At 46.8% G+C, this 25,814-nt stretch carries 25 protein-coding genes; 10 read left to right on the top strand and 15 right to left on the bottom strand.

The genetic code is table 11. The features are described 5' to 3' along the window. Positions 1 to 484: 484 nt before the first annotated feature. From AC50X8_RS11790 to yicI, 3 genes are all read right to left on the bottom strand, one after another. The gene (locus tag AC50X8_RS11790) at positions 485 to 1,504 is read right to left on the bottom strand and encodes a Gfo/Idh/MocA family protein (protein WP_046228542.1); all 1,020 of its coding nucleotides are present in this window, start codon (positions 1,502 to 1,504) and stop codon (positions 485 to 487) included. 59 nt (positions 1,505 to 1,563) lie between these two features. Continuing rightward, positions 1,564 to 2,334 carry a sugar phosphate isomerase/epimerase family protein gene (locus AC50X8_RS11785; RefSeq protein WP_056039181.1) on the bottom strand — a complete coding sequence of 257 codons (771 nt, stop codon included), beginning with the start codon at positions 2,332 to 2,334 and terminating at the stop codon, positions 1,564 to 1,566. 267 nt (positions 2,335 to 2,601) lie between these two features. Then, positions 2,602 to 4,923 carry an alpha-xylosidase gene (yicI, locus tag AC50X8_RS11780; protein WP_056039180.1) on the bottom strand — a complete coding sequence of 774 codons (2,322 nt, stop codon included), beginning with the start codon at positions 4,921 to 4,923 and terminating at the stop codon, positions 2,602 to 2,604. 150 nt (positions 4,924 to 5,073) lie between these two features. On the opposite strand from yicI, the gene AC50X8_RS11775 reads away from it, so the two are divergent. From AC50X8_RS11775 to AC50X8_RS11765, 3 genes are all read left to right on the top strand, one after another. After that, positions 5,074 to 6,042 carry a helix-turn-helix transcriptional regulator gene (locus AC50X8_RS11775; protein ID WP_494879890.1) on the top strand — a complete coding sequence of 323 codons (969 nt, stop codon included), beginning with the start codon at positions 5,074 to 5,076 and terminating at the stop codon, positions 6,040 to 6,042. A gap of 150 nt (positions 6,043 to 6,192) precedes the next feature. Then, positions 6,193 to 6,420: a hypothetical protein gene (locus tag AC50X8_RS11770; RefSeq protein ID WP_046228538.1), complete on the top strand. Its 228-nt coding sequence runs from the start codon at positions 6,193 to 6,195 to the stop codon at positions 6,418 to 6,420. Between the two features lie 196 nt (positions 6,421 to 6,616). After that, complete coding sequence (locus tag AC50X8_RS11765) at positions 6,617 to 7,048, top strand: HlyD family secretion protein (RefSeq protein ID WP_056039176.1); 432 nt, start codon at positions 6,617 to 6,619, stop codon at positions 7,046 to 7,048. Positions 7,049 to 7,146: 98 nt separating this feature from the next. Here the strand turns inward: AC50X8_RS11765 and AC50X8_RS11760 are convergent, their stop codons facing one another. After that, positions 7,147 to 8,211, bottom strand: a complete 1,065-nt coding sequence (locus AC50X8_RS11760; RefSeq protein ID WP_056039173.1) for an anthranilate phosphoribosyltransferase — start codon at positions 8,209 to 8,211, stop codon at positions 7,147 to 7,149. A gap of 12 nt (positions 8,212 to 8,223) precedes the next feature. Then, on the bottom strand, positions 8,224 to 8,844 hold the full coding sequence (locus AC50X8_RS11755; protein ID WP_056039171.1) for an ANTAR domain-containing response regulator: 621 nt from the start codon (positions 8,842 to 8,844) through the stop codon (positions 8,224 to 8,226). 301 nt (positions 8,845 to 9,145) lie between these two features. On the opposite strand from AC50X8_RS11755, the gene nirB reads away from it, so the two are divergent. From nirB to cobA, 4 genes are all read left to right on the top strand, one after another. Continuing rightward, the gene (gene nirB / locus AC50X8_RS11750) at positions 9,146 to 11,581 is read left to right on the top strand and encodes a nitrite reductase large subunit NirB (protein ID WP_056039168.1); all 2,436 of its coding nucleotides are present in this window, start codon (positions 9,146 to 9,148) and stop codon (positions 11,579 to 11,581) included. A gap of 18 nt (positions 11,582 to 11,599) precedes the next feature. Then, positions 11,600 to 11,911, top strand: a complete 312-nt coding sequence (gene nirD, locus AC50X8_RS11745) for a nitrite reductase small subunit NirD (protein WP_056039167.1) — start codon at positions 11,600 to 11,602, stop codon at positions 11,909 to 11,911. 100 nt (positions 11,912 to 12,011) lie between these two features. Further along, positions 12,012 to 12,899, top strand: coding sequence for a formate/nitrite transporter family protein (locus AC50X8_RS11740; protein ID WP_494879887.1), 888 nt, complete (start codon positions 12,012 to 12,014; stop codon positions 12,897 to 12,899). Beyond that, positions 12,899 to 13,672: a uroporphyrinogen-III C-methyltransferase gene (gene cobA, locus AC50X8_RS11735; protein WP_494879881.1), complete on the top strand. Its 774-nt coding sequence runs from the start codon at positions 12,899 to 12,901 to the stop codon at positions 13,670 to 13,672. Before AC50X8_RS11740 ends, cobA begins: the two co-directional genes overlap by 1 nt. 390 nt (positions 13,673 to 14,062) lie before the next feature. On the opposite strand, the gene AC50X8_RS11730 is transcribed toward cobA, so the two are convergent. From AC50X8_RS11730 to AC50X8_RS11690, 9 genes are all read right to left on the bottom strand, one after another. After that, complete coding sequence (locus AC50X8_RS11730; RefSeq protein ID WP_056033945.1) at positions 14,063 to 15,769, bottom strand: GMC family oxidoreductase N-terminal domain-containing protein; 1,707 nt, start codon at positions 15,767 to 15,769, stop codon at positions 14,063 to 14,065. After that, positions 15,762 to 16,421 (bottom strand): hypothetical protein, encoded by a 660-nt coding sequence (locus AC50X8_RS11725; RefSeq protein WP_056033948.1) that lies wholly within the window; start codon positions 16,419 to 16,421, stop codon positions 15,762 to 15,764. Before AC50X8_RS11725 ends, AC50X8_RS11730 begins: the two co-directional genes overlap by 8 nt. 150 nt (positions 16,422 to 16,571) lie before the next feature. Beyond that, on the bottom strand, positions 16,572 to 17,288 hold the full coding sequence (locus AC50X8_RS11720; protein WP_494879878.1) for a hypothetical protein: 717 nt from the start codon (positions 17,286 to 17,288) through the stop codon (positions 16,572 to 16,574). 129 nt (positions 17,289 to 17,417) lie between these two features. Further along, positions 17,418 to 18,524: a rhamnogalacturonan acetylesterase gene (locus AC50X8_RS11715; RefSeq protein WP_056033954.1), complete on the bottom strand. Its 1,107-nt coding sequence runs from the start codon at positions 18,522 to 18,524 to the stop codon at positions 17,418 to 17,420. A gap of 95 nt (positions 18,525 to 18,619) precedes the next feature. Continuing rightward, positions 18,620 to 19,876 (bottom strand): MFS transporter, encoded by a 1,257-nt coding sequence (locus tag AC50X8_RS11710; protein WP_056033957.1) that lies wholly within the window; start codon positions 19,874 to 19,876, stop codon positions 18,620 to 18,622. 163 nt (positions 19,877 to 20,039) lie between these two features. After that, positions 20,040 to 20,396, bottom strand: a complete 357-nt coding sequence (locus AC50X8_RS11705; RefSeq protein ID WP_056033960.1) for a hypothetical protein — start codon at positions 20,394 to 20,396, stop codon at positions 20,040 to 20,042. 63 nt (positions 20,397 to 20,459) lie between these two features. Beyond that, on the bottom strand, positions 20,460 to 21,380 hold the full coding sequence (locus AC50X8_RS11700) for an ABC transporter ATP-binding protein (protein ID WP_056033963.1): 921 nt from the start codon (positions 21,378 to 21,380) through the stop codon (positions 20,460 to 20,462). Between the two features lie 5 nt (positions 21,381 to 21,385). Beyond that, complete coding sequence (locus AC50X8_RS11695; RefSeq protein WP_056033966.1) at positions 21,386 to 22,072, bottom strand: ABC transporter permease; 687 nt, start codon at positions 22,070 to 22,072, stop codon at positions 21,386 to 21,388. 39 nt (positions 22,073 to 22,111) lie between these two features. Next, positions 22,112 to 22,330 carry a response regulator transcription factor gene (locus AC50X8_RS11690; protein ID WP_046228807.1) on the bottom strand — a complete coding sequence of 73 codons (219 nt, stop codon included), beginning with the start codon at positions 22,328 to 22,330 and terminating at the stop codon, positions 22,112 to 22,114. 521 nt (positions 22,331 to 22,851) lie between these two features. Between AC50X8_RS11690 and AC50X8_RS11685 the strand changes: the two genes are divergently transcribed. The 3 genes from AC50X8_RS11685 to AC50X8_RS11675 all read left to right on the top strand — a co-directional run bounded on the left by AC50X8_RS11685 (position 22,852) and on the right by AC50X8_RS11675 (position 25,196). Beyond that, on the top strand, positions 22,852 to 23,055 hold the full coding sequence (locus AC50X8_RS11685) for a hypothetical protein (protein ID WP_056033970.1): 204 nt from the start codon (positions 22,852 to 22,854) through the stop codon (positions 23,053 to 23,055). A gap of 105 nt (positions 23,056 to 23,160) precedes the next feature. Continuing rightward, positions 23,161 to 23,844 carry an ATP-binding cassette domain-containing protein gene (locus AC50X8_RS11680; RefSeq protein ID WP_056033973.1) on the top strand — a complete coding sequence of 228 codons (684 nt, stop codon included), beginning with the start codon at positions 23,161 to 23,163 and terminating at the stop codon, positions 23,842 to 23,844. After that, entirely contained in the window at positions 23,841 to 25,196 is a 1,356-nt protein-coding gene (locus AC50X8_RS11675; RefSeq protein WP_494879875.1) for a hypothetical protein, read from the top strand. Before AC50X8_RS11680 ends, AC50X8_RS11675 begins: the two co-directional genes overlap by 4 nt. Positions 25,197 to 25,225: 29 nt before the next feature. Here AC50X8_RS11675 and AC50X8_RS11670 read toward each other — a convergent pair whose 3' ends face one another. Continuing rightward, on the bottom strand, positions 25,226 to 25,801 hold the full coding sequence (locus AC50X8_RS11670) for a TetR/AcrR family transcriptional regulator (protein WP_056033977.1): 576 nt from the start codon (positions 25,799 to 25,801) through the stop codon (positions 25,226 to 25,228). Positions 25,802 to 25,814 lie beyond the last annotated feature (13 nt).

Here is a 25,814-nt window from a genome sequence, read left to right as displayed (position 1 = left end):
CCTGCTTTGCTTAAAATGCAAAAGCCTCAGCTATTCGATATTATCGAATAGTGAATTAAACTTCCTTGCTGTTAAGCTAAATTTACCACATGCTATTCTATAATGCTATATACTAAGCTAAAAACAATACCAGCGCCCGAGTGTCTCTCCTCCTTAAGACGGAGAGACGTGAAATAGGATGGTGAAATAGGAGCTGCGCTGTTGCGTGAAAGGCTTGGCCTAACATCGTCATTGCCTTTGCATTTCTTGAATTAAACCTCTCTGAGGTTGAAATGAAAAGGCAAAAACGAACGCTATCGCTTCTCCAGCTCAAACCTTTCTCTCCACCACTTGCCACTTTTCACCTGCAAATTTAAAAGCCTCCACCATTTAACTCGGCGAAGGCAGTTTTTTGAGGGATAACGCGCTTGGCTCGTTATCCCTACCATATAGTGAGTAAAATCATGTAACACATACTTAATTAAAACCCTTATATAGATGGAGATTAGTTGATGTCGATGAATTTGCCTGTTGCTTGGGATTCGAAGGCGCTCAAAATGACTTTAAGCGATTTGCGGCCCTCTTCGCCTGTTACAGGTGGAGTCGTGTCATTGACGATGGAGTCAATGAATTTATCGATAACAAAGCTCGACAGCTGCTTCTCATTTGTGGAGATTTCGCCTGTTTTGTAGCGCTCTACTGTACCGTCGCGCAGTTCAATGATGACTTGATCTTCCGGGTGCGTACCGATTTTCATAACGCCTTTGGAGCCCCACAAAATCGTGCTGTTGTCTTCGCCTTTGTAATAAGTCCAGCTCGCTACAAGCGAACCCATCGCGCCGCTCTTCATACGAAGCACGCAGTTTGCATTGTCGTCTACATCGCTGTCTTTATCTACTGTGCCAACGAAGCCAGCAATTTGCGCCACTTCATCGTCAAGCAGCCAGCGGATCAAGTCGGATTTGTGCACGCCAAGGTCGCCCATTGCGCCCATGATTGCTTCCGGCTTGCGGAAAAACCAGCTTTCCGCGCCATCAATGCTCCATGCATCCGGGCCCGGGTGGCCGAACGACGTACGGAATGTCAAAACTTTGCCGATAATGCCCGTTTTCAGCAAATCTTTCGCTTTTACATGCGGCGGCATGAAGCGTTGGTTATGTCCAACCATCAGCTTAACGCCGTTTTTCGCTGCCGCTTCAATCATTGCTGCCGCTTCTTCATCCGTAGCTGCCATTGGCTTCTCAACCAATACATGTGCGCCAGCGTTTGCTGCTGCAATCGCTACTGGTGCATGAAGCGCGTTCGGTGTACATACGCTAACGGCATCGGGTTTAATTTCAGCCAGCATCGTCTTATAATCTGCAAAAGCTTTGCCGCCATGCTTCTCGGCATATCCTTCTGCACGCTCAATAATCGGGTCAACGAATGCGACTAATTCTACATTTGCATTGTCTGCATACTCCGGAATGTGACGATATTTCGAAATGGAACCGCAACCTACTACTGCTACTCTAATTTTGCTCATTATTAATGTATCCCTGCCTTTTCAATAAATAATGGATAAGGTCATTCCCTATTTGCGAATTAAGCGTTCAGAAAATTGTTTTTCAGCCAGTCCATGCTTTCCGCTACTGCTTCAAGCGGAGGATTTGCGCAAGTGTCCTGCTCAACGATCAACCATTCTGCACCCGCTTCAACCGCACTATTAATGATAGGAAGCAGCGGAAGATCGCCACGGCCAAGTTCTACCGTATCAATTGGCAATTGGCCATTGTTGTCGCGGTAGTCCTTCAAATGAAGCAAAGGCAGACGTCCTGCATATTTCGCAATGTAAGCGAGTGGATCTTTGCCGGAAAATTGTACCCAGCCGATATCCATTTCCACTTTCAGCAGCTCAGGGCTGATTCGCTCATAAAGCGCATCAAATACTTCTTTGCCGTCGATCTCCACTTTAAATTCAAAATCGTGGTTATGGTAGGCAAAATCAATACCCGCTTCGCGGAAACGTTTACCATACTCCTCAAAAGCTACAAAATGCTTCGCCCAAGCTTCAGCACTGCGCTGATCATCCAGCAAATAAGGACAGATCGCATATTTTGCGCCGATCGTTTTCAAGTAAGCGATTTCTTCATCCAGTTGGCTTTCCAGCAAATGCAGGCCGATATGGCTTCCGATTGCTTTAAGTCCAAGCTCTTGGAGCAAGTCACGCATTTTTTCCGCTTCAATACCGCCGTAGCCTGCAAACTCCACGCCTTCATATCCCATTGCCGCAACCTTGCGCAGCGTGCCCTCGAAGTCTTCCGCTGTTGCGTCACGGAGCGTATACAATTGTAAACCAATTCCGATTTGTCCCACTTTGGCCGCACTCCTTTATATTGTGAATTTAGTTTCTCAAGTCTTGTACCTTACATTTCAAATTATATAGAAGGAGCGCTGCAAAAAACAGCTGTCTTATTAGTCTTTTTATATGTTATTTTGTTGAATGCTGTCTTTTACTCTAAGAAAAAAACGCCCTGCGACGGCTGTTGATGCGGTCGTCACAAGGCGTTGGTCTGTTTTTAAAAGCACATCCGGCATTATGCCGTTTGTTTCTTTCAATATTTATTTCAGTTTTTATTTCAATTACTTCAGCGTAATCGTAAATGCTGTTTCTTTCGCACCAGCAGCAATTGATACCGTGCCGTCTTGAAGCGAAGCAGCGCCATCCACTTTAGCAATTTCGCCAATACCGTGTAGAGCCAGGCTGAGCGCTTTACCGCTGCCTTGTACCTTAACGGCTACTTCCTTGCCTTCGCGCTTCATAGTAACGAGCAGCTCGGCAGCGCCTTTAATGTCGCGAACGGTGGATGATGCAGATGCTCCATCAGCGAGGCTGTAAGCCGTCAGCTTCACGCCGTCAGCAAAGTCATAATCCGGCTTCGTATCATTCGCACCGATTGCGATGATTGAATTCGGACGAACAAACAATGGAAGCGAGAGGAAGTCATGCGTTTCCTTAAGCCATTTTCCGCCTTCTACGATTTCGCCAGTCAGAAGATGCGTCCAGCTGCCTTCCGGCAAATAATATTGTACAAAGCCATTTTCGTCGAATACAGGGGCAACCATGATGGAATCACCCAGCATGTACTGGCGATCAAGGAACTCGGAAGTTGGATCTTCCGGAAATTCCAGCACCATCGCACGCATCGACGGCAAACCTTGCTCCACCGCTTGCGCAGCTGTATTAAACAGGTAAGGCATCAGGCTGCATTTGAGCTTCGTGAAGAAGCGGGTAACATCAACCGCCTCTGTATCATACGCCCAAGGCACCCGGTACGATCTGCTGCCATGCAGGCGGCTGTGGCTGGAAAGCAAGCCAAACGCAAGCCAGCGTTTGAAGACATGGGCTGGAGCTGTACTCTCAAAGCCGCCGATATCGTGGCTCCAGAAGCCAAAGCCGGACAAGCCCAGCGACAGGCCGCCGCGCAGCGATTCAGCCATTGACTCGTAATCCGCGTAGCAATCGCCGCCCCAGTGAACGGGGAACTTTTGACCGCCAACGGTAGCGGAACGCGCGAACAGCGCAGCTTCATTTTTGCCCAGCTTCTCTTCCAATACCTCAAATACAACCTTGTTATATTGGTACGTGTAGAAATTGTGCATTTTCTCAGGGTCAGAGCCGTCATGGTACACCACATCGGTCGGAATGCGCTCGCCGAAGTCCGTTTTGAAGCTGTCAACGCCCATATCTACAAGCTCACGCAGATAGCCTTTGTACCATTCGCATGCCGCAGGATTCGTGAAGTCCACGATAGCCATGCCCGGCTGCCACATATCCCATTGCCATACGTCGCCATTTGGCTTTTTGATCAAATAGCCATTGTCTCTGCCCTCTTCAAACAGACGGGAGCGCTGCGCGATGTAAGGGTTAATCCATACGCAGATTTTAAGCCCCTTCTCTTTCAGGCGTTTGAGCATGCCGACAGGGTCCGGGAATATCCGCTCATCCCATTTGAAATCCGTCCAATGGAAATCGCGCATCCAGAAACAGTCGAAGTGGAATACATGCAGCGGCAAACCGCGCTCTTCCATGCCATCGACGAAGGAATTAACCGTTGCTTCATCATAATTTGTTGTAAAAGAGGTCGACAGCCACAGGCCGAACGTCCATGCCGGCGGCAAAGAAGGCTTGCCTGTCAGTGCGGTATATTTTCCAAGCACCTCTTTAATCGTTGGACCATCAATGACGAAATATTCAAGGGATTCGCCAGGCACATGGAATTGAACCTTCTTCACTTTCTCCGAAGCAATTTCGAAGGAAACGAGATCCGGCTGGTTGACGAATACGCCATAACCTTTGTTCGTTACATAGAACGGAATATTTTTGTACGCTTGCTCGGAGCTTGTGCCACCGTCCTGGTTCCAAATATCGACGACCTGGCCGTTGCGCACGAAAGGCGTAAAACGCTCGCCGAGGCCATAAACCCATTCGCCTACACCAAGATCCAGTTCTTCACGCATATAGGCTTGCTCTTTGCCTTCCGTAATATACGCCATCGACTTCTGCCTGCTTCCGGTAATGCGCTCGGAGCCGCGGTAGAAATCCACTGACCACTCGGGACCTTTACGAATATGAACGCTCAGGCTGCCGCTTGTCAGGATCGCTGCTTCTTCTGTTTCTTCTATAGTAACGAAAGTTCCCGTTTCCTTCGTCAGCTCGAATACAGGACCGCGCTCACGCACGCCCATGTGATGAATCAGCTTAACGCCGACAACGCCCGGCATCGGAGAATGAAACCGAACCGTAAGCAGCATCGTATCTAACATATTGGAACGTGACAAAATAGGACGCGGAGACGCATATGCCGTAAGCACGCCATCCTTTTGCTCGAAATCATGGGCTTGTACCGCGCCCAGAAGGTCATACTGTTTACGCAGCATCCAGTTGCCGTCAGTAAATTTCATAATAGAACCGACCTTTCTGCTTTTATATCGATTATTTGACTTTAAAATCGTTCTATTTTGCATTATACTGATAAGCAAAGCAACAAACTAACAGAATTATGCCCGTTTATAACACCATTCTGATTTCTTCATCACCGGAGGTTGACTGCAATGGATTTGACGCTGCGTCATTCGCTCAGGGAAGACCGCATGCATGGCGATGTTACCTTTCCTCTTGCTGCTTACTGGATGGAATATGCACCTGGCGAGGTAAATGTAGATTGTCACTGGCATGACGAGGCTGAGTTTCTAGTTGTGCTGGAGGGCGAGATGCTCTTCCAGATTGACACCGAGTATTTTCCCGTTCGCGCTGGCGAAGCCGTCTTCATCGACAGCGGAGATATTCATGCCGGACACTCTTTAAATGGCTCCTCCTGCACCTATTGCGCCATCGTATTTGACGTTCGCTGGCTGGATAGCACTAGCTACGATGCTGTACAGGAAACCTGCGTTCGTCCGTTCCAGGAGAAGAAAAAGACGTTTCCGAGACATATATCACCGGACAGTGGTTGGAAGCGGCAGCTGCTCTTCCTGCTCCGTTCTATGATTAACTGCTGCAGAGCACCCTATGCCGGATTCGAGGCTGCGGTGAAAGGGTATTTCTACTTAATGCTGCATGAGATCGCTATTGAGAACCGGGCATGCAATCGCAGCGAAGCAAGAACAGACGACAGAACCCGAATAGAGCGGCTTAAGAAAAGCATACTCTATATCCAGCTGCATTATCGCAGACCAATACGCATAGGCGAGCTGGCGGAGCAAATTCCGATGAGCGAAGGACAGTTTTTCCGTTTTTTCAAATCAATGACGAGGCAGACGCCGGTTGAATATTTGAACGCCTATCGGGTAAACCAGGCGGCCGAGCTGCTGCTGCACACGGAACGCAAAATTTCAGACATCGCGCTGGAGGTCGGTTTCGACCATATCAGCTATTTTGTTAAAGTGTTTCGCAAGACGTTGAACTGCACCCCGTCCGATTTTCGCAAGCAAAAGCGGAATCCGGTCCAAAATGGCGCATTACAAGGTGAAACGGCTGTCGCTGCTCTTTGGCGGCAAGGCGCGTTTCAGTCCGAGAAATAGAAGCCTATTATAGGTGCAAACTTATACATTCTTATGTTTTTAGAAAAAATTACGATTTTGTAACCTTTTCATAACTTTTTTTTAAGATTCGCTTAAGATTCATCAAGTAAAGTAAAATTAAAATTAACCAATGAGCGGAGGAATTCCTTTATGAAAACAATGCTGTTGTTTCAAAATAAAACGATTCCCGTCTATATAACGGATACGAATAAAAAAGCTGTCGAGAAACTTACCGATGTACTGAACCGCAAGCTGAACACTGGCAAAAATGCGCTCAAGCTCTGTATCAAGTCGCTGATCAGCGTCGAAATCGTCGGCAGCGAAGCTACGCTGCATTCGTATCATGAGAAGGATACGTTAACGATTTCCCTTTACTAAGCTAGAGTATGCTGCTGCAAGCTGAGTCCTTGCTGCTCCAGCAATTGGACAAGCTGTGATTTTAGGTTTTGATTGTGTACGGTTCAGGCAGGCGATCTGGCATCGCCTGCTTTGCTGCGTTTAGACGACTACTAGGCCATTGCTGAAATTTCGATACATGTTATACTAGATTCAATGACTACATGGAGGCTGTTAAATGAGCGAACAAATTAACCGTATTGAACAGTTATTGATCCAATTTGCGCAGCAAACGAACGAACGGCTTGATCAGTTTGATAAGCGTCTTGACCAAATGGACAAGCGTTTTGACCATGTAGATAGTCGCCTTGACCAAATGGACAAGCGTTTTGACCATGTGGATAATCGCCTTGACCAAACAGACACGCGTCTTGATCAAATTCAAATCCAGCTGGGGCGCATGGAACAATCGCAAAATGACGATGTCATTAGCATACTTCGTCATACGCATGACAAAGTTTCGCATTTGAATCAAAATGTTACCAGCCTTAAACAAGATGTGGAATACATCGTTAAGGAGCAATCCATTATTAAGCTCGAAATTGAACGTTTAAAACATAAACAACCGCTATTTTCCAGTCAATATAAAAATGTGCTCGATGATCACTAATTCATCCCATACCAAAAAGCAGCCTTCAAATTGCCCGCGACGCGAGCTTGAAGACTGCTTTTTTTCATGTAAATCATAGATTCTATTCACGGTTAAAATTACGGCGTCGTCACAGTCGCCTTATGAAGCTGCTGCTGCTCCGAGATGAGCAAGCTAACCTTCCACTTCTCATAGAGCTCCCATGCCACCCCATTGTCGATCAAGTCCTTGCACGTGTACAAGCCCTCTTCAATGGAATCGACTCGCTCTGCCAAATGAAGCCGGACCGCAGCGTTAAGCAGCACCTGATTCATAAAAGCGAGATGCCCGCCTCCATTAAGCACGGCCTCCGTCACAGCCATTTGCTCCGCGGGCGTCCAGTCCACGTCGGGTACAGGCAGCTCCAGTCCATAGGCATCTGGGTCAATCATTTGCAGGCTGGCTTCGCCATTTTCTACCTGATACGTTCTAGTTGGCCGCTCGATGAACAAATCCTCCGAGCCCTCCGTCCCTTGCACAATGAGCGCCTTCTTATAATTCAAATTCGTCAATAGCTTCGACATGCGGTCAAATACCGTATTGTGATAAACGCCGAATGCGAGATAAGGCGAATGTCCATAATCCACAAGCTTCTCAGCTGTGTTCAATACCGTTCGCATGCCCAATTCCTCGCGCAGCCCGTGCAGTCGCTTAAGCGGCGGGCACCACTCTTCTGCGGGAACGAACAGAATGCCCGTCTCCCTTGCAGCTTCAAGCGATGCCTCCTGCGAAAGCAGCTTCGGATTTATGCCCATTTCGAGCAGCAGATCCTGCAGCGTAATGCCCCATTTTGGAGGAAGGGAAGCTGTACCGTGCAGCGTGACCGGCAATCCGGCAGCCGCTAAGACGAAGGAGGTGGCGAATGTGGCGTAAAATGATTTTTTCCTACCGTCGTATGGCCCTGCGCAGTCAATTCCCTCCTGCACATGCTCGCGGCGGGCCTGGCTCCGGCACACGTTGACGAAAGCTTCAAGCTCCTCAACGCTTTCCATCTTAATTCGCTCCGCCATAAAAAAAGCACCGATCTGCGCCTGAGTCGCCTCCAGATTCACAATCCATTCGGCTGCTTGCACCGCTTCATCATAGGTCAAATCACGCGCGCCCCTCTTCCCGCGCCCGACTTCCTTCAATAGATTGGTAATCATCGGTACTCCCCCTTATTTCTGCTCCTGCAGCAGCTGATATACCTTTACAATGGACGTCGCTACATCCACAAGGCGTTTGCGCTCATTCATAGCCTGCTTGCGCAGCAAATCATAAGCCTCCGCTTCGGAAACTTTTTTAATGTCACATAAAATGCCCTTCGCCATATCAATCCATTTTCGTTCTTCCAGACGGCCCTCCAGCTGCTGGCGTTCCAAATGCCACTGTTGCCGCTCACTGCATTGCTTGGCTCCAAAATGGAATGCCCAATGCAGCTCCTGCTCGCTCATAAGCGGCGTTATGATGCCATCCACCGGAAGATCATCCTCGCAAAAAGCATTCGAAAGCGTCGCGGTTTCGGCACTGCACCACCAAAGCATCGGAATTTTTTTCCAGCCCAGCAGTTTAGTGCCCCAGTACTTTACCTCGTTTAATGGGAGATTCAATACAACTGCATCCGATTGGGCGATATGCTTGCGCGCAAGCTCCTCGCTGCCGCCATGCAATACAAAATAACCGCCGGACTCCAATATAACTTCGGGCAAAAGCCTGCTTAAATCGCGGTCTGCCTGGTTTTTCGGTCTTACAGGCTCCCAATCGGCAGCTTTATGTTCAATAAGTAATAAAGAACGCATTCAGGAGCGCCCCCTCCTATTTGACTGTTGTGAATATTTATAACACAAACTCCTTTAATTTGTCGACACTTCAATTTATGCAACAATTTACGTAAGGTATATTGACATGATATAAAAATCCAGTGTATAGTAGCACTATCAACTATAACGTTTTTCACGAGTACAATGGCGTATTCGATTGAACCGGCAATGGAGCCTGGTTTCGTTCTACCAAGGAAGCACAACTGTGTCCTTGGGAGCGAAATCAGGCTTTTTATATTTATCCAGACAGAGCTGCCCTATTTGAGAGGAGAGAACCATGATGACAATCCCTAAAAAATTAGTACTTATCGGCAACGGCATGGCAGGCGTTCGTGCAATCGAGCATTTGCTCAAGCTGGCCCCAGACACTTATGAGATTACGATTTTCGGTGCGGAGCCGCACCCTAACTATAATCGTATTATGCTGTCCACCGTCTTGGCAGGCAGCACCGAGCTTAAAGATATCATTATTAATGATTGGGATTGGTACAAGGACAACCACATTACGCTTCATACGAATCAAGCGATCAAAAAAATTGATACGCAGCGCAAAGTCGTCATTTCCGAAAGCGGCATGGAGGCCCCTTATGATGAAGTCGTTATCGCAACAGGCTCCAAGCCGTTTATGCTCCCTATTCCCGGCGCAGATAAAGAAGGCGTCATTGCCTTCCGCGATATTCAAGATTGCGAGAAAATGTTCAGCGCAGCCAAATCGTATAAAAAAGCAGCCGTTATCGGCGCAGGCCTGCTCGGCTTAGAAGCTGCCCGCGGCTTGCTCAATCTCGGTATGGAAGTCACCGTCATTCATAAGCATCCTTATATTATGGAACGCCAGCTCGATGAGGCAGCCTCGCTCATGCTGAGAAAGGAACTTGAAGCTCAAGGCATGAAATTTCTGCTCAGCAAGCACTCCGCTTCAATTACAGGCCGCGGCAGAGTCAAGGAGCTGCAATTTACCGATGGCAGCCATTTGGCTACCGACCTGATCGTGATGGCCGTCGGCATACGCCCGAATGTGGATTTGGCGAAAAGCTCCGGTATTGACTATAACAACGGCATACTCGTCGATGATTTTATGAATACGAATATGGCCCATGTATCGGCACTTGGCGAATGTGTAGAGCATAGGGGCGTTGCTTACGGCCTTGTGGCTCCCTTGTATGAGCAAGGCGCGGTGCTCGCTAAACGTCTTGCAGGCGTCGAAACGACTGGTTATGCCGGATCGGTCACTTCCACCAAACTAAAAGTATCTGGCGTCGATGTCTTTTCAGCGGGGCGCTTTATTGAGACGGAAGGCTCGCGGGCGCTGCGGATTCAAGATGATATGGCGGGCACTTATAAAAAAATCGTTATCCGGGGCGGCAAGCTGATTGGTGCGGTATTGTTCGGCGATACAGCGGACGGCGCCTCGTTGTTTGCTTCCATAAAAAGCGGTGAATCGATTGAAGGCCGCGAGAAGGAGCTGCTGCTCGGCATTTCGAACGATTTGCTTGGCAAATCAGGCGGCAGTGCTAGCCGGCTGGAAAACATGCCCGACGATGAAATCGTCTGCGGCTGCAACGGCGTCACTAAAGGTGCCATCGGCGATGCAGTCCTTAACAAAGGCTGCCATACATTCGGTGAGCTGAAAGCCTGCACGAAAGCATCCGCATCCTGCGGCGGCTGCAAGGCCGATATCGAAGGATTGCTGCACTTGTTCGCAGGTGACGCAGTAGGCGAATCCGCGAAGGAAGGCATTTGCGGCTGCACATCGCTTAGCCGTGACGAAATCGTAGAACAAATCCAAAGCATGCGCCTGATGACGATCAAAGAAGTGATGCATGTGCTCGACTGGAATAACAAAGAAGGCTGCTCGAAGTGCCGCCCTTCCCTCAACTACTACCTGGGCATGCTGTTCCCAGAAGATTATGTGGATGAGAAGGAATCCCGCTTCACGAATGAGCGTTATCACGCCAACATTCAGAAGGACGGTACTTATTCCGTCGTCCCACGTATTTATGGCGGAGTCACAACTCCAGCAGACTTGATTAAAATCGCTTCGGTAGCCGAAAAATTCAATGTGCCGCTAGTGAAATTTACAGGCGGCCAGCGCCTAGACCTGTTCGGTGTTAAAAAAGAGGATTTGCCCAAAATGTGGGAGGAGCTCGAGATGGCTTCGGGCCACGCCTACGGCAAAACGCTCCGGACCGTAAAAACATGCGTCGGCAATACGTTCTGCCGCTTCGGTACACAGGATGCCATGGCCATGGGCATTAAGATGGAAAAGGCTTTCGAGCGTCTGAACGCTCCGGCAAAATTCAAGCTGGCGGTCTCCGGCTGTCCCCGCAACTGTGCGGAAGCAACGATTAAAGATTTGGGTGTTGTAGCGATTGACGGGGCATGGGAAATTCATGTTGGCGGCAATGCTGGTGTGAAGGTAAGGGCCTGCGACTTGCTGACAACGGTGAAAACAGAAGACGAGGTAATGGAATGGACGGGTGCTTACCTGCAATACTACCGCGAAACAGCCCAGTGGAATGAGCGTACCGCCCACTGGATCGACCGTGTTGGCCTTGATACGGTCAAAAAAGCGTTGGAGAAGCAAGAAGACCGCCTCGCGCTCGTTGAACGTGTACAGAAAACGCTCAGCCTGACGACAGACCCTTGGAAAGAAATTGTGGATAACGATGAATTGCGTAAAAACTTCGAACCGATTGCCGGCCCACTGCCGGTTTAACATCAGGAGGGATTAAATATGAGCAAACTGCTGATTGGCAAATTATCTGATATTGATGTTCGCGGCTCGCGCACCGTGCGCGTGAAGGAGACGGAAATTGCTTTATTCCGTCTTGAGGACGGCAGCGTACTCGCTATTGAAAATCGTTGTCCGCATAAAGGCGGACTTTTATCCGAAGGCATGGTATGCGGTACGGTTGTCCATTGTCCGCTGCATGATTGGAAGGTTGACCTCCATAGCGGTTTGGTGAAGGACCCGGATGACGGCTGCGTAACGACTTTTGCTACTGAAATTGATCCAGATAACGGCGCCATTTACGTGGTTATATAATTTATATCTTTTATAAATATTACTTATTTCCAATTCTCATCGCTTTACTTCTATAATAAAGAGCATGTTAGGCGATTCCTAATCTTAAGGAGACATCATTATGTCCTATATCAAACCCGCAGAAGTAATAAATACAATGATTGATACTGGGACTGCGAAAGCTAATGCGAGCACGCTGCAAATGGTCATCCGCGGTTTTCTCGGAGGCGCAATTTTGGCCTTTGCCACAACGCTTGCGTTTACGGCTGCCAGCCAAACCTCGCTTGGCCTTGCAGGCGCTCTCGTATTTCCCGCTGGGTTCGTGATCATCGTCCTCCTTGGATTGGAGCTTGTGACTGGCAGCTTTGCACTAAGCCCTCTATCTGTCGTTGCCCGCAAGACGACCGCAGCCCGCAAGACGACCGCAGCCCGCATGCTGTCCAATTATTTCTGGGTCATTGTCGGTCATTTAATTGGCTGCGCTGCATATGCGCTGCTGTACGGCTTAGTCATAACAAAAATGTTCACCGATACGAGCAATCCGCTCATTCAAATGATTATTCAGCTTAGCGAAACGAAAACACTCGGCTACAAGCATATGGGGTCTGAAGGCATGATGCTTGTTGTCATTAAAGCGATTTTGTGCAACTGGATGGTGACACTCGGCGTCGTAATGGCAATGACGTCCAAATCAACGGGCGGCAAAATCATTGCGATGTGGCTGCCCATCGTTATTTTCTTCGCCCAAGGCTTTGAGCATGCGGTCGTCAATATGTTCGTCATTCCCGCAGGCATGCTGCTTGGCGCTGATGTCAGCTTTGCTGATTGGTGGGTATGGAATCAAATTCCGGTACTCATTGGCAACTTTATTGGCGGTGCAGTATTTACGGGGATGCTGCTGTATTTGTCCCATCATTCGCCGACAAGCCAAGCTTTGAACGCTAAAGCAACGATAAAATCCGAACCGGCAGCAGCTGGAGCAGTAACCTCCAAAGGAGGTGGACTATGATGAAGCAGTCAGCAGGCACGGTTTACATTGTCGGAGCAGGTCCGGGCGATCCCGAGCTCATTACCGTTAAAGCAATGCGGCGCATCCAGTCGGCTGATGTTATTTTGTATGACAGGCTCGCTACCACTGAGCTGCTCGATTATGCCAGCAAAAACGTCGAGCTCATCTATTGCGGCAAAGCACCAAACGCCCACGCCATGCCACAGGATAAAATTAATCAACTGCTTATACAATACGCTAGCCAAGGAAAAAATGTCGTTCGCCTGAAAGGCGGCGACCCCTTCGTCTTCGGACGCGGCGGCGAGGAGACGCTGGAGCTTGCCAAGCATGGCATTCCTTATGAGGTGATACCCGGCATTACGTCGGCGATCGGAGCTGCGGCAGCGGCGAATATTCCGCTGACTCACCGCGAGCATGCTTCATCCTTCGCCTGCGTCACAGGCACCCGCTGCCATGGCGATAAAGCGCCTGTACGCTGGGATCTGCTGGCACATAGCGTGGATACATTAGCCATCTATATGGGAGTCAGCCAGCTTGGCGCCATCCGCGAAGAACTGCTGAAGCATGGAAAAGCCGCTTCGACGCCCGTTGCACTTATTGAGCGAGGCACCACCTCGAGGCAGCGTACCTTTACTGGCACACTTGAGCATATTCATCATCTGGCCGCTTCCGTACAGCTCAGCAACCCTGCGTTAATTATTATCGGTGAGGTTGTCAAAGTGCGAGAGCAGCTGCTTATGGCAGAGCAGCAAGCAGAGCAATTGATTGGCTGACAGAAAAGTTTAAATGATTGAGGCCTCGGGGAGCATTGCTCTCCGGGGCCTCATGTGCATTTAGAGCAGCGCCTGCTGCCACTTACTAGGTTGGTATTGCAAACGATAATCGGAGTTTCAGAAACTTGGCGGACACAGCATCCGCTATTTCAACAGGATAACGGTTATGAAGAATCCTGCGGACTCAGGAGCCGCTAATGCGCCAGCAATCGCCATTTTGACACAATTATGAGGGCAATAGCGGATCTCCTGTCCGCGTGCAGGCTGAAATCGGAAAAAAAGCGGAAATAGCGGAACCTCTGTCCTTCAAAAATGAGAGAGGGTACCTGTCTGCGTGGTCAACGAAATGTGCTTGGGGATGCATACAGATGCTAAATAACAAATTTAGCGTTATGCAAAATATTGATTAAAAATCTTTTCGGCCGTTCGTGTGGCCAGCGCTTGTGTGGTAAGGGTCGGATTCGGACCGCCGATTCCGTTGAAATGCACGCTGTTATCAGCGATGAATAATCGTTTGACTTGCATCGCCTCGCAGTTCGTATCCGTAACGTATCCCATTCGCATGGTGCTTTCAATATGGAGCATAAAGCTGAAGGGCGTATCCGAGCGAATAATCGTTTTGGCTCCTGCTTGCTTTAGCGTCTCGGAAGCATATCTGGCCAATTTGTCACGTCTTTGCAGCGTTTTTTTGCTCGGAGTATAATAAACAACAGGAATTGGGCCGTTCTCGTCCTTCAGCAGCGGATCCACCTCAACCCTGTTGTGGTAAAGCGTTTCGTCATCCGTGAGAAGCAGCATCGTCATCGTTCGAGTATAGTTCATCATCAGCTCTTTCAATTGAGGACCAACGACCCGGCCGTGAATATCCCAAGGCGCTCCCGGCTCGGGAGGGTTAAGGGCATTATAGCCTGCCTCGCTGAAGCCATAAGTCAAAAAAGACATTAAACCCGGGCTCAAACAGGACACTTGGAAAATCCCTGTTCCCGGAATATCAACTCTGGCTCCCGAAGTGTGCCCCACATACGGATAAACGGCAGGCATGCCCAGTATGTTCATTAGTTCCTTTTCATCAAAAACGCCTGAAACCCAGTCAAAACAATGATTGGTCAAGCCTCTTCCTACCCAAGCATTATGGGGCAGTCCAGAATTTAGCCACAGACGTGGAGATTCGATGCAGCCTGCAGCCATGACGACCGTTTTTGCATGAAGCTCTCCGATTTCTCCTGTCCACGTATCTCGAAATTGCACACCTGTTGCACGAAGCCCTTCTTTCGGGTCCTGCTCGGTTAAAATTTTAATCGCGAAGGAATTGGGACGAATGGCAACGTTGCCGGTTTTGAGAGCGAGAGGAATGTAGCTGACAAGGGTGCTTCTCTTGGCGATTTTATCGACGGACGGTCCGACCGAGCAGCCGTTGACACAGTTCCCCTTCAAGGTGCACCCTTCCATGTGGGATAATTGCTCCAATGAATAATTGGGGTCCATCAGATGCTCATTTGTCGGGAGTATAGCGTTTGGATTCGGGCGATAACCTGGCGTCGTCACATTGAGCGTAGGTATGAGCTGCCAGCCCGCTTTTTTAGCCCCGTAGTAAAAAAGCTCTTCTTTCGGAGTCGTCGGTGCAAACTGGACAGGCAATGTGGCTTCAGCTTTCTCGTAATAAGGAATCAGCTCCTTATAGCTAATGGGCCATATCCCATCAACTGCAATCGGAAAAGCCCGCGGCGACTGCGTCCAATAATGCTGGGTCGTTCCTCCAACTCCTGAAAGCTGCCAGATGTCTCCCTTCTGGCGCATAACCCTATGCCAAGGTGTACGCCGGCGGTCTGCCGGACCGAAGCGGAACATGCCGGACACCACATCATTCATGTTGTTCTCATACCCATTGTACAGCTTCTTATAGAGAGCTACATCCAGATCATTGTAGCTGGAGCTCCATTCCCCTCCACGCTCGCTGTTCGGGTTTTGCCAGTTTTTATTTCCATACCATGGGCCAGCTTCCAGCACCAATACTTGCAGTCCAGCCTCTGCGAGCTCCTTGGCAGCAACGGCACCTCCGCCGCCGGATCCGATTACGATTACATCCGCATCATACAATGGTAGATTCCCCTCCCTCACGAACGATGGTCAACTTATAACCGAGCAGCGCCCGGTAACCCGGAACGACGCCTGGGTAACCGACCTGCTTCCAGCTGATCGGGAAATATTCCAATCTTCGCTCGGTAGGCGTAGCGAGCCGAGTCGTACCATACGCGGACCACTCCGAGTAATTGCCAAACATCGTCTGCCTGTTGAGAAAGTCAACCATAAAGCGGACAATGCCTCCATCATACTGGTACGGAGGGGGCAAGCTCCAAAGATCAACATCAAGCTGCTCAAGCATTGCTAGAACCCGAATCCTATCGATAGGAGAAAGTGCGGCATAGGGGCTGCTTTCCCAAACCGCATGATTTGGAGCATGCTGCGCACGCCCAGAGGTGACGAGTTGAACCGCACCCGCATTGAGCATTTGGGCCGTTGGGGCAGCTAACGGAACGACCGTAAGATGTGTGCCTAAAAAAAGCGAAAGACTATGATCCAATTCCCATATCATATACTCATGAATGTGCAAATCTACTGCTCCAGCCGTTTGCTCCGCTCCGTAAACGGCAAGCGCAGGTGTGTTTGGCACAATGGCTTCGACCAGCGCCCGAAACGTTGCAACCGTAGAAAGATCAATGGAATTAATATATGATTTTGTTCGATGCATGTCGGATTCCACCCTTTGCAAGCAGAGATGTTAGCATTTGGACTCAATATAACAAAATCTATTCCATTAGTTTGTCTATTATTCTTTCACAAGCAAAAAGGAAAGAGCAGCCATTAGGGCCGCTCTTTCCTTTTTGCGATTTCAATATCGTTATGAAGCTGCTGCCTCGGAGGCGTCAGCAGCTGTATCCGAGCCTTGGCCCGCCGTACCGCCACCGCTGCCTTGGCCGCCGGGACGGCCGCCGCCCATTCCTCCACCCATCATGCCGCCGATTTGAATCGTTGCCGCATCCTGGGTGCCGTCGGTTAACGTGTAAGTGACAATGTCATCGGCTTTCAAGTCGGCAAGCGTCTTGGCCGTCTCCACACGCTGGTCGTTTTCGAAAGAAATGGCTGTAATCGTTGTCGCATCGGTCACCGTCACTTCCACCGTCTCCTCGGTGAACATATTCTCCATATTCATCCGGCCACCGCCCTGACCCTCAGCAGCTTGTCCACCATCCTGAGCCGGCGGCTCCGGCTGTGTTCCATCTGGCGCCGCTCCCGCTTCACCTTGCTGTGCATCGCCTTGCGCTGGAGGCTCGCCGCCTCCTTGGCGGTCACCTGGCGTGAAGGAAGATTTGTAGAACGTAATGGTCTGCCCATCAATGGATTTGATCTTGCCCATTGTGCCTCCCATCATCATGCCGCCTTGGCCCGGACCGCGTTGCGCTTGTCCAGCACCAGCATCCGCTTGTGTGCCACTCTGCGCAGCGGCCGCTTCCGTGCCTGCAGCAGCAGTCGTATTCGTTGCTGTCTGATTGGCGCTGCATGCAGCCAAAGTGGCCGTTATCACAATCGTACTTAGTAGTGTTTTCCAATTCTTCATAGGGTTCGCTTCCTTTCAATAAGCCTTGCTTAATTGTACAAGCACAGCTTATCAAACCATTATGAACACCGTATGAATGCCGCCTTAACGTCCGCTGAATGTGCGGCGCGCACTTAGTGACAACAAAGCTTAGCGGAATGCGACCTGTATTGCTCCAAGCCTCAATTGCTTCAGCTGCTCGACAACAAGGCTGGCAACTTGCAGCGCTCCGCGCTCCTGAAAATGCGTATTGTCCTCTACGCCATTGGGAAAGTTCATAAACTCGCCGGGCGCCGCCCACATAAATACCGATTGGGTCGCTTCCGGCCCAAGCTCCTCGAACAGCTTGCGGCTTTCCTCTGCCAAATCGATTAACGGTACATTTTCCTCCTCGGCAAGCTCCCTCATCGCAATTAAATAATCGCCATGCGTATCGACGAGACTACCATCTGCTTCATAAAATCGCCGCTGTACGGACGTCACCAGCACGGGAATCGCCTCGCGATGCCGAGCCCCGTCTATGTACTGTTTTAAATATTCCTTATAAGTGGTAAAAGGCTCCGTCCGCCGCTCCTCATCCGGCTTCTGGTCATTATGTCCGAACTGGATCATCAGCACGTCCCGCGGCTTCATCCATTGTAAGATTTCATCAAGGCGGCCCTCTCCGATAAAGCTTTTGGAGCTCCGCCCGGAAACCGCCCTATTCTCAATAGCTACATCCTGCTTGAACCATTTGGGCAGCATTTGGCCCCAGCCAGCATAGGGATAGCCATCCTCGCGCTGATCCGTAACGGTTGAATCTCCGGCAAGAAAAAGGGTCGGCGTTTGGCTGGAAGGCAGCACCTCAAGCGCATTAATGCGCGGCGCCAATCCCGTAAAGGCCAGGCGGATTTGACCATCTCTTATGGACAAGGAAAAGCTGTAGCGAATAAACTCGCCTGCTACCGTCCTCACACGCTGTGCCATGAGCCGGCCACAGCCGGCTTTAATCGTCGTCTCCGTTGCGGTTATGGCATCGCCGATTAACAAATTCACGGTGTAGACACCATTTTCTACATCAAGCAAAAAGGACGTTTCCATCGGAATACAGAAGTCGCTGCCCATGCCCTCCGCTTCCACACGACTCTTCGCCGCTACCTTCGTGACCGAGCTGAATCCGTAGCCTTTGCCTGGCTCGTACAACGTTGAGTCCGTTACCTTCACATGCCCGTCCCTCGCAGCTCCAACACCAAAATCAAATCGAAAAACATCCGTCATCTTTGTTTTCCTCCCTCAAATGATCATCAGCCGTTTCCCATGCTGGTTGTAAGCGTTCTCTAAGTTGTATGCAAGGCAGCGTTTCTGCTGCCCCTTTACTCTCCTAGCGTAGTGCCGTTTGAAAGCCGCGTCCCCGCCCGCTTGCGGTTGCCGATTACAAACAGCAGCGTGCCGACCCAGCCAAAAATAGCAGCCCCGATAAGCAGCGTACTCAGCGGCACACTGTCCGAAAAGCCCGCGCTCAGCAATGGTCCAAGCGTGCCCCTCACGCCAAACAGCATCAGATGGATACCGAACACGACCGCCTCACGCCCAGGAGCAAGCCTGAAAATATAAGAAAGGATGCCAATATCCCAAATCGCTTCGCCAATCCCCTGAATCCCATTGCCGAGTATGACCGCCGGGTAGGTGCCTATCAGCCCATAAAGCATCGGAACGATAGCATATGCTGCAATCCCGCCCAATATCGTATAGCGGATATCAAAACGATCAATCATCCAGCCCGCTATAAAATAAGTGACCAGCAGTCCGATAAAATAAGCGACGCGCGCATAACCAATTTGCACATTGCTTAGTTCAAGCACCTGTACCTGAATAATCTGGTATAGCGGAATTGACAGCATATTGCCGAAGCCAGCAAGCGACGTTGCGGCCAGCAGCACAGCCAGCTTCTTGTTGCCCGACACGAGCTTCCACTGATCGCGCAGCGAGAAGCGGGTGACCGAAGCGCCGGGAGCCACCAGCTTTTTCAGCGGAATTTTCGGCAGACGCAGCGTCTGGAACAGCAATATAGACAATGTGCCTGCTGCTGCTGCACAGACGAGCGGCCAGGCCGTACCGGACGTATCGGCCCATTTTCCGACCAAATAGGCGAGCGGGATCATAATGGCTCCCATGGCCACTCGCACATACCCCATCAGCCTGCCTCTTACATCGGGCGGATACATGCGGGACACGAGTGCCGCATAAGCCGGAGCTTGAATACCCATCAAAATTTGAAAAACGAGCGCCGTTGCCACAAACACCGAAGGATGAGCAAACAACGCCGGAAGCAGCAGAAGCAGCCTGCCAATTAAGTTTGGAATGACCACAAATGGTTTTGGATTGTTGCTTTTCTCGATCCAGTTCGCCCACAGCGGCGAGAAAATAAGGCCAATTGCCGGGGCTGCCGACAATAGCCCTACCTGAAAGTTCGTCGCCCCCTGCTGTATTGCAAACGGCATGTAAAACTGATTAAGCACCACATTAAACAAGCTGAACAATAATGAAGCGCCCACATCAATTTTGGCGTTATACCAGACGCGAGGAGTCATTTGCATGCCAAATTTTTGCAATCGGGCTTTTGTTTCCATCTTCTGCTGCTTCCTTTCGAATCTCTTCCTTTTCCCGAAGAGTACTCATTCATTTACGTTACTTTCATTAGAGCAAAATTCAACCAGAAGCGCAACAGAAGATTTTTGCAAAAAAAAAGAGAAAGCTCCGGCCGCTGCTTGGCTTTGAGCCTTCCCTATTACCTTATAATGTTGCGGCGATGAGCACAAAGCAGACAACGGAAATGCCCGTGTACAGCCATGCGTTCGTTCTGCTGCAGGTTTTGCTGGTCCAAATTCGGTATAAATAAATGATGGTAACGATGACCGAGATAGCCGTAATGCCGTTTAGCAGCAAGCCCACCCAATCTGTTCCCGAGCCGGCCGCTTCGCCGTGATGCCTATGCATGCTGCTTTCCACTGCTATACTCCCTGTCAACAGCAGTGGAAGCAGCAAATGAATGCCGTGAATGACAAGGGGAAGCAGCATCCCTCCAATAGACAATAGCGAGCTTCGCGGCAGCTGTTGCTTCGTAATGGGCAGCCCTCTCCCTTCTGGCAAAATAGGTTCCTCCCTCATAATTACAACCGGGAAAACTGTTTTATGCCAAAAGAGCATTATTTTTCAACCTTTATTCTCGTGGTTAACAAAAATGGTTTCCAATGAAGTATGTTCAACCTCTATTCGAAATAGGTCTAAATGATAGCGAACCGCTCCATTGACTATATGAGGAATTACGCCTTCGTTTGCTATGTTTAATTCCACCCATTCATTGTTCCATGCTGCAATTTCTGCGAATTGGCTCATTTCATTCATCCATAGTTGAAATTCATTCTCGGTATTCGATTGATATTTAATTTTTAGTCGAACATGCTCATCATGAGACTGCTGCAGCTCCTTCATACTCCCTATTTTCTCAATTTTCCCTTTATGAAGTATAGCGATGCGACTGCACACTCTTTCCACCTCATCAAGGTTATGCGAGGTCATAAACACAGTGGTTCCTTGTGAGGCCCATTTTATAATTAAATCTCGAATTATAATAGATGACTCAATATCAAGCGTTGAGGTCGGTTCGTCAAGAAAGAGCAATTCAGGAGAGCCAATTAAGGCTTGAGCGATACCTAATTTCTTCTTCATTCCTAACGAGAATTTACCTACTTTCTTATTCGCATGCTCTCCTAAGCCAACTTCCTCTAACAATTCGAGCATCGCTTTCTTATTTGCCCCAAAGCCTTTAATGCGAGCGAAAAAAAACATATGCTGCAGGGCAGTCATGTCATTATAATAATTGCTGTTATCAGGCAGAACACCCATACGCGATTTAATTCGATTTAAATATTCGTAAGGTTGGTCAAAGATTTCTATACTTCCACGAGTAGGTTTTAAAATTCCTGTCAACATATTTATCGTAGTGCTCTTCCCGGCCCCATTCCTGCCTAGAAAGGCAAAAATCTCACCCTTATTTAGTGAAAAGCTAATTTCATCCACTACCTTATGATTTCTATATTCCTTGGTTAATCCGTCCACTTTTAGTATAGTCATCTGAACTAGAGTTCCTTTCTTTCAAAAACGATAATTGAGATTATTAACATAATAGCAATCTCAACAACTGTTAAAGCAATAAAACGATAATCATCCATTGCAATATAATAAGGCAGCGCATAATTTAAAACTTTGGCTATAACTGATTTGTTAAATAAACTCCATATCCCTATACCTGGAATTACAAGCCCGGCAATTAAACTGATAAGTACCGTATAGCTATGTTTCGTAATAATAGTGGACATCATTATCGCTACTCCAGAATGAAATGCTATGAAAACCCACAATAAAATTAATGGAGCAATATAAAAAGTTTGAGTACTGATAGAAATACAAACAAAGGTGATTAGAGTAACGCTTGCCCAAAAAGAAAATACTGATATAAACTTGCCAACTATTACGTTTTTCCGAGATGTTTTTGTAATGAGAAGTCTTATTCTTTGCAATTCAATATCCCGGTTTACAATATCATGGGATAATATATAGATAAACAATGCCCCGAACAAAATAAAAATAAAAGATAACCCCGCAAGCTCCGTTCCTTGAGAATCTCCGGATGCCTCTGTCAAAAATGTACTGCTTGAAGCATACTGAGCGGCCCAAATAGATACGGATGTTACAAATAGAATGACAAGAAAAGATTTCACACCTTTTATTAGCCCCAGATACTCTTTCAAAACAATACCAAACATAATGTCCTCCTATATTATATTTACTTCATCAAATCTATTTTAAACGTTTTCATTCATTTCCTCGGAAGTGATAATTTGATTTTGCAAAGCAAATACAGCAGCTCCTACCCGTGTGGCTACGTTAAACTTTCCAAGTATGGACGTAACATGATAATCGACCATTCGCTTTGAGATATACAAAATTGAGGCGATCTCTTTATTAGGCTTTTCCTTGCAAATGAGCAACAATATCTTCTTTTCCGTTGCGTTCAATTCCATGTTTAGCTAGTTTTCCTTTCTCTCAAAAATACTCTGCCTATGAAACCTAATAATGCCGCGCCTCCAAATAGGTATCTCATCGTCTCCGTCTCTTCATAAAAAAAGATTCGGCATAACAGATAGCCTAGTATCCCAACAAAACTTAGCACTTCAAAAATTCTTCTCATTTTTCCACTCCTTTCATAATTCAGACAATCAATACATAACTAATTAATACCATATTTTTATTTCAATTTCAATCTTTGAGTATTTATTACATTTCACAAAATTTTCACTTTCTATAAAAAATCCGGCGTTAATTTCTACGGAAACTTAACTTTTTTGGGTCTGGCGATAAATCCCACAAGTCAAAAACTTACTATATTACCCATATTAAAAATATAAATTACAGTCTAATAAATGTATATTTTTTAAATTTTTAACCAAATAATTGCGCATATGCGAAATTTACTAATTTGTAAAATAAGTATAATATTGTATTCAGGTGAAGTCAGAGGGGAAAATTAGAGGAGATGATTTAATTGATCGCAAAGATTATTGCTTATATTATTAAATATGGTTCAAAAGCTTGGGATGTAATCAAAGTGGCTATTGGGTCAGCATGGAGCAGCTTTAAAGCAGCATGGGATGCTGGCGTGTGGAAAGCCACCCAATGGCTGGTGGAAAGATCTGTATACGTTGAAATCATATATGAAGCATTAAAAGCTGTTTTCGGAGATAACTAAAAAAGCCCAGCGCCACGAACGCTGAGCAAAAAAGTGATGAGATAAGACCCAGAAAACTCCCTCTGGCTTACCTTTAATAAATCATTATAAGGATTGGTATAAAATATGTCAATGAATACAACATCCCCTCCTCCTCTTATTGATGTAAGAAATGTATCTAAAAGCTTTGGAAAAAAACTTGTATTAAACAAAATCAATTTTGCTATGCCAGCGCCCTCCATTTATGTACTAAAAGGAGCAAATGGTGTTGGAAAAAGTGTGTTCCTAAAATGCTTGCTTCATTATGAGCGAATTGACGCTGGAATTATAGAAATTGCCGGCAATCCTTTATCTGACCGTATAAGTCTAAGAACAAATACTTTTTTCATCTCATCAGACCATCAGCAATTTATCGAGCTGTTGACTCCAAACGAATTTTTTCAGTTTCTTAAAGAAATTTATATGATCCCTTTTGAACGAATAGAACAAGTGAGCCATCTTGCAGAAGATTTAAATGTCTTAACCGAACTGAATACCCTTTTCTCAAAACTTTCCTTTGGAACTAAAAAGAAAATCCAGTTCATAGCAGCAATGCTTATTTGTCCAAAGCTTCTCATCTGTGATGAGATTTATGAGGGCTTAGATACTGATGCAGTGCTTTTTATTCAACAAGCTTATCAGCATAGAAAATTACAAGGTATGGGAACACTTCTCACTACACATATTCGTGATTATGGTGAAGAGGTTGCCGATCTTATTTTCGAACTTTTCAATAATGGTATTCATGTTGTGAAAGAGGATATTACATGAATCTGTCTGCTTTTAGAAAACTTTTATCGATTGCTTATGACGATCGTATTTCAAATGTGACTAAACAAGCCATCATTGATTTTTGCAGCCTCGGCTTTTTAATGAGTCTTATCCTTTTAGGCATCAAAAATTTTGGCACAGCAATAACTATGGAATATTACATCGGTATCTATTTGGCTCTAAATTTAATTCTTTTATTTTTCACTGCTGCCGTTTTGAAAAGTATCCCTACGCTAAGCAAATTTGTTGGTTCTATGCCAATTAAGCCTACTGCTTATTTTTATAAGGTTTATTTAGTTAGTTCCTTAAAGTTTTTTATTTTATTAGAGTATCTTATTGCAGCTTTAATTTTACTTTGGAATGATACCAGTTTAAAAACTGTAATTATATTCGTTATATTGTTGGAAGCAATACGATTTTTACGACTTTATTTCGAGTTTTTATTTGGATTTTTAAAAAGTTTACCTGGTTTGAGCATTTGGTTTTCAATGTTGTTTTTTTCATGTTCCGCACTACTGTATGTACTAAACAAAAAGCAAATGCTTAGTCTATCTATTTTTCAATATTCACCTTCAGTTGCTGCTTATATTATTATAATTTTAACCATTTTAGGCTTACTCACAGGTCCGCTACTCGCTGCTCAACAAATGAATCAATTCAGCAGAAACGCAATGCTTTATTTCTATTTCACCAGTAAACTTATGAAACTCTCTACCCGTATTCTCTATTTAAATAAACATACAAAAGCAATGTTAACTACTCACATAACCCGCTTGCTTAGAAATTCTGACTATATGGGTAGAATTATTCGTATTTTTACTGTTGTAACTCTTTTATCATGTTTTAATGATGTAGTTCTAGCTCCTTTTTTTAATATGCCCAAGGCTGCATTTGTAGATATTCCTTACATGATATGTCTTGTTACTTTTCTAACGCTACAATTAGAATATCCTATATTTAAAAATTCTTATTTAGATGAGTTCCCCATCACAAACAGGAAAATAAATCTTATTATTGATTTAATCGATGCTTTTATTTTAGTTTTATTTTTAATATTTTTAATGCTTATCGAATTTGCCACAGGAAATAGTGCCATTCAAATGACAGGTGTTATTTTCTTATCTTTTTTCAGTTTTTACTTCATCAGCAGAAGTATATCCATCCCGCAAAAAAAATTATCTAACATAAATAAATTATTTTATTACTTTCAATTTTTCATCCTTTCTATTCCCTTAAAAATAGTTATGGATAATGTCCCTGCTTCAAAATGGCATGTACACTTGACTGTATTTTTCGCATGTTTATCCTTATATTGTATAAGGAAGAAAATATTTATTCGGAAGCGAAATTAAATAGACATGCTGCGATTAGATTAAAGATGTTACTCTTCTATACACATTTGTTGAATACCCGACAAATACGTTTGCAGCACAAGCTGCATCGATTCGTCCAACTGGTAGGGCAAGCCGAAGCCGCCTTTCTGCTCGATGGAGCTAAATCCATGCAGCAGGCTGCGCAAGCCGCGGACGATATGAATCGCTATCTCCTGCTTTAATTTGTAGCTATCCAGCAAATTAATAATGAGCCCCATCAGCTGCTCGCTAACCGCTTTAAATTCATCATTATCCTGTGATTGGGACGGAATTGTTGCCTCGTAAACACCCGGATTCGAGCGGGCAAAAGCAACATAGGCTTTGCCCGCCGCATAAACGGCGTCTTCCCCTGTCAGTCCTTCTACCGCTTTACTCATCTGCTCGTTCATTTCGCGCAAGCCATAAATCGCAAGCGCCAGCTTCACCCCACTCAAACCGTCTATATGGTTGTATAAAGAGGGAGAGCGAATACCCAGCTTCTGCGAAAGCGAAGCCATCGTCACTGCTTCCAGCCCTTGCGTATTGGCAATTTCTGCGGCTGTCCGAACTATCGTCGGTACATCCAAGCCTATTCTTGGCGACATGTCATCTTCTCCT

It is taken from the genome of Paenibacillus sp. JT22N15 (assembly GCF_059383755.1).
The sequence above is the reverse complement of the archived record's forward strand: the minus strand, read 5'-3'. Positions and strand labels throughout refer to the sequence as shown.

Coding starts and splice junctions, on each gene's coding strand:
- AC50X8_RS11770 (WP_046228538.1), top strand. CDS start 6,193: ATGAAAACAATGCTGTTGTTTCAAAATAAAACGATTCCCGTCTATATA.
- AC50X8_RS11755 (WP_056039171.1), bottom strand. CDS start 8,844: ATGCGTTCTTTATTACTTATTGAACATAAAGCTGCCGATTGGGAGCCT.
- AC50X8_RS11700 (WP_056033963.1), bottom strand. CDS start 21,380: ATGACTATACTAAAAGTGGACGGATTAACCAAGGAATATAGAAATCAT.
- AC50X8_RS11775 (WP_494879890.1), top strand. CDS start 5,074: ATGGATTTGACGCTGCGTCATTCGCTCAGGGAAGACCGCATGCATGGC.
- yicI (WP_056039180.1), bottom strand. CDS start 4,923: ATGAAATTTACTGACGGCAACTGGATGCTGCGTAAACAGTATGACCTT.
- AC50X8_RS11760 (WP_056039173.1), bottom strand. CDS start 8,211: ATGATTACCAATCTATTGAAGGAAGTCGGGCGCGGGAAGAGGGGCGCG.
- AC50X8_RS11720 (WP_494879878.1), bottom strand. CDS start 17,288: ATGAAGAATTGGAAAACACTACTAAGTACGATTGTGATAACGGCCACT.
- AC50X8_RS11790 (WP_046228542.1), bottom strand. CDS start 1,504: ATGAGCAAAATTAGAGTAGCAGTAGTAGGTTGCGGTTCCATTTCGAAA.
- AC50X8_RS11715 (WP_056033954.1), bottom strand. CDS start 18,524: ATGACGGATGTTTTTCGATTTGATTTTGGTGTTGGAGCTGCGAGGGAC.
- nirD (WP_056039167.1), top strand. CDS start 11,600: ATGAGCAAACTGCTGATTGGCAAATTATCTGATATTGATGTTCGCGGC.
- AC50X8_RS11670 (WP_056033977.1), bottom strand. CDS start 25,801: ATGTCGCCAAGAATAGGCTTGGATGTACCGACGATAGTTCGGACAGCC.
- AC50X8_RS11695 (WP_056033966.1), bottom strand. CDS start 22,072: ATGTTTGGTATTGTTTTGAAAGAGTATCTGGGGCTAATAAAAGGTGTG.
- AC50X8_RS11710 (WP_056033957.1), bottom strand. CDS start 19,876: ATGGAAACAAAAGCCCGATTGCAAAAATTTGGCATGCAAATGACTCCT.
- AC50X8_RS11675 (WP_494879875.1), top strand. CDS start 23,841: ATGAATCTGTCTGCTTTTAGAAAACTTTTATCGATTGCTTATGACGAT.
- AC50X8_RS11680 (WP_056033973.1), top strand. CDS start 23,161: ATGTCAATGAATACAACATCCCCTCCTCCTCTTATTGATGTAAGAAAT.
- cobA (WP_494879881.1), top strand. CDS start 12,899: ATGAAGCAGTCAGCAGGCACGGTTTACATTGTCGGAGCAGGTCCGGGC.
- AC50X8_RS11725 (WP_056033948.1), bottom strand. CDS start 16,421: ATGCATCGAACAAAATCATATATTAATTCCATTGATCTTTCTACGGTT.
- AC50X8_RS11765 (WP_056039176.1), top strand. CDS start 6,617: ATGAGCGAACAAATTAACCGTATTGAACAGTTATTGATCCAATTTGCG.
- AC50X8_RS11690 (WP_046228807.1), bottom strand. CDS start 22,330: ATGGAATTGAACGCAACGGAAAAGAAGATATTGTTGCTCATTTGCAAG.
- nirB (WP_056039168.1), top strand. CDS start 9,146: ATGACAATCCCTAAAAAATTAGTACTTATCGGCAACGGCATGGCAGGC.
- AC50X8_RS11740 (WP_494879887.1), top strand. CDS start 12,012: ATGTCCTATATCAAACCCGCAGAAGTAATAAATACAATGATTGATACT.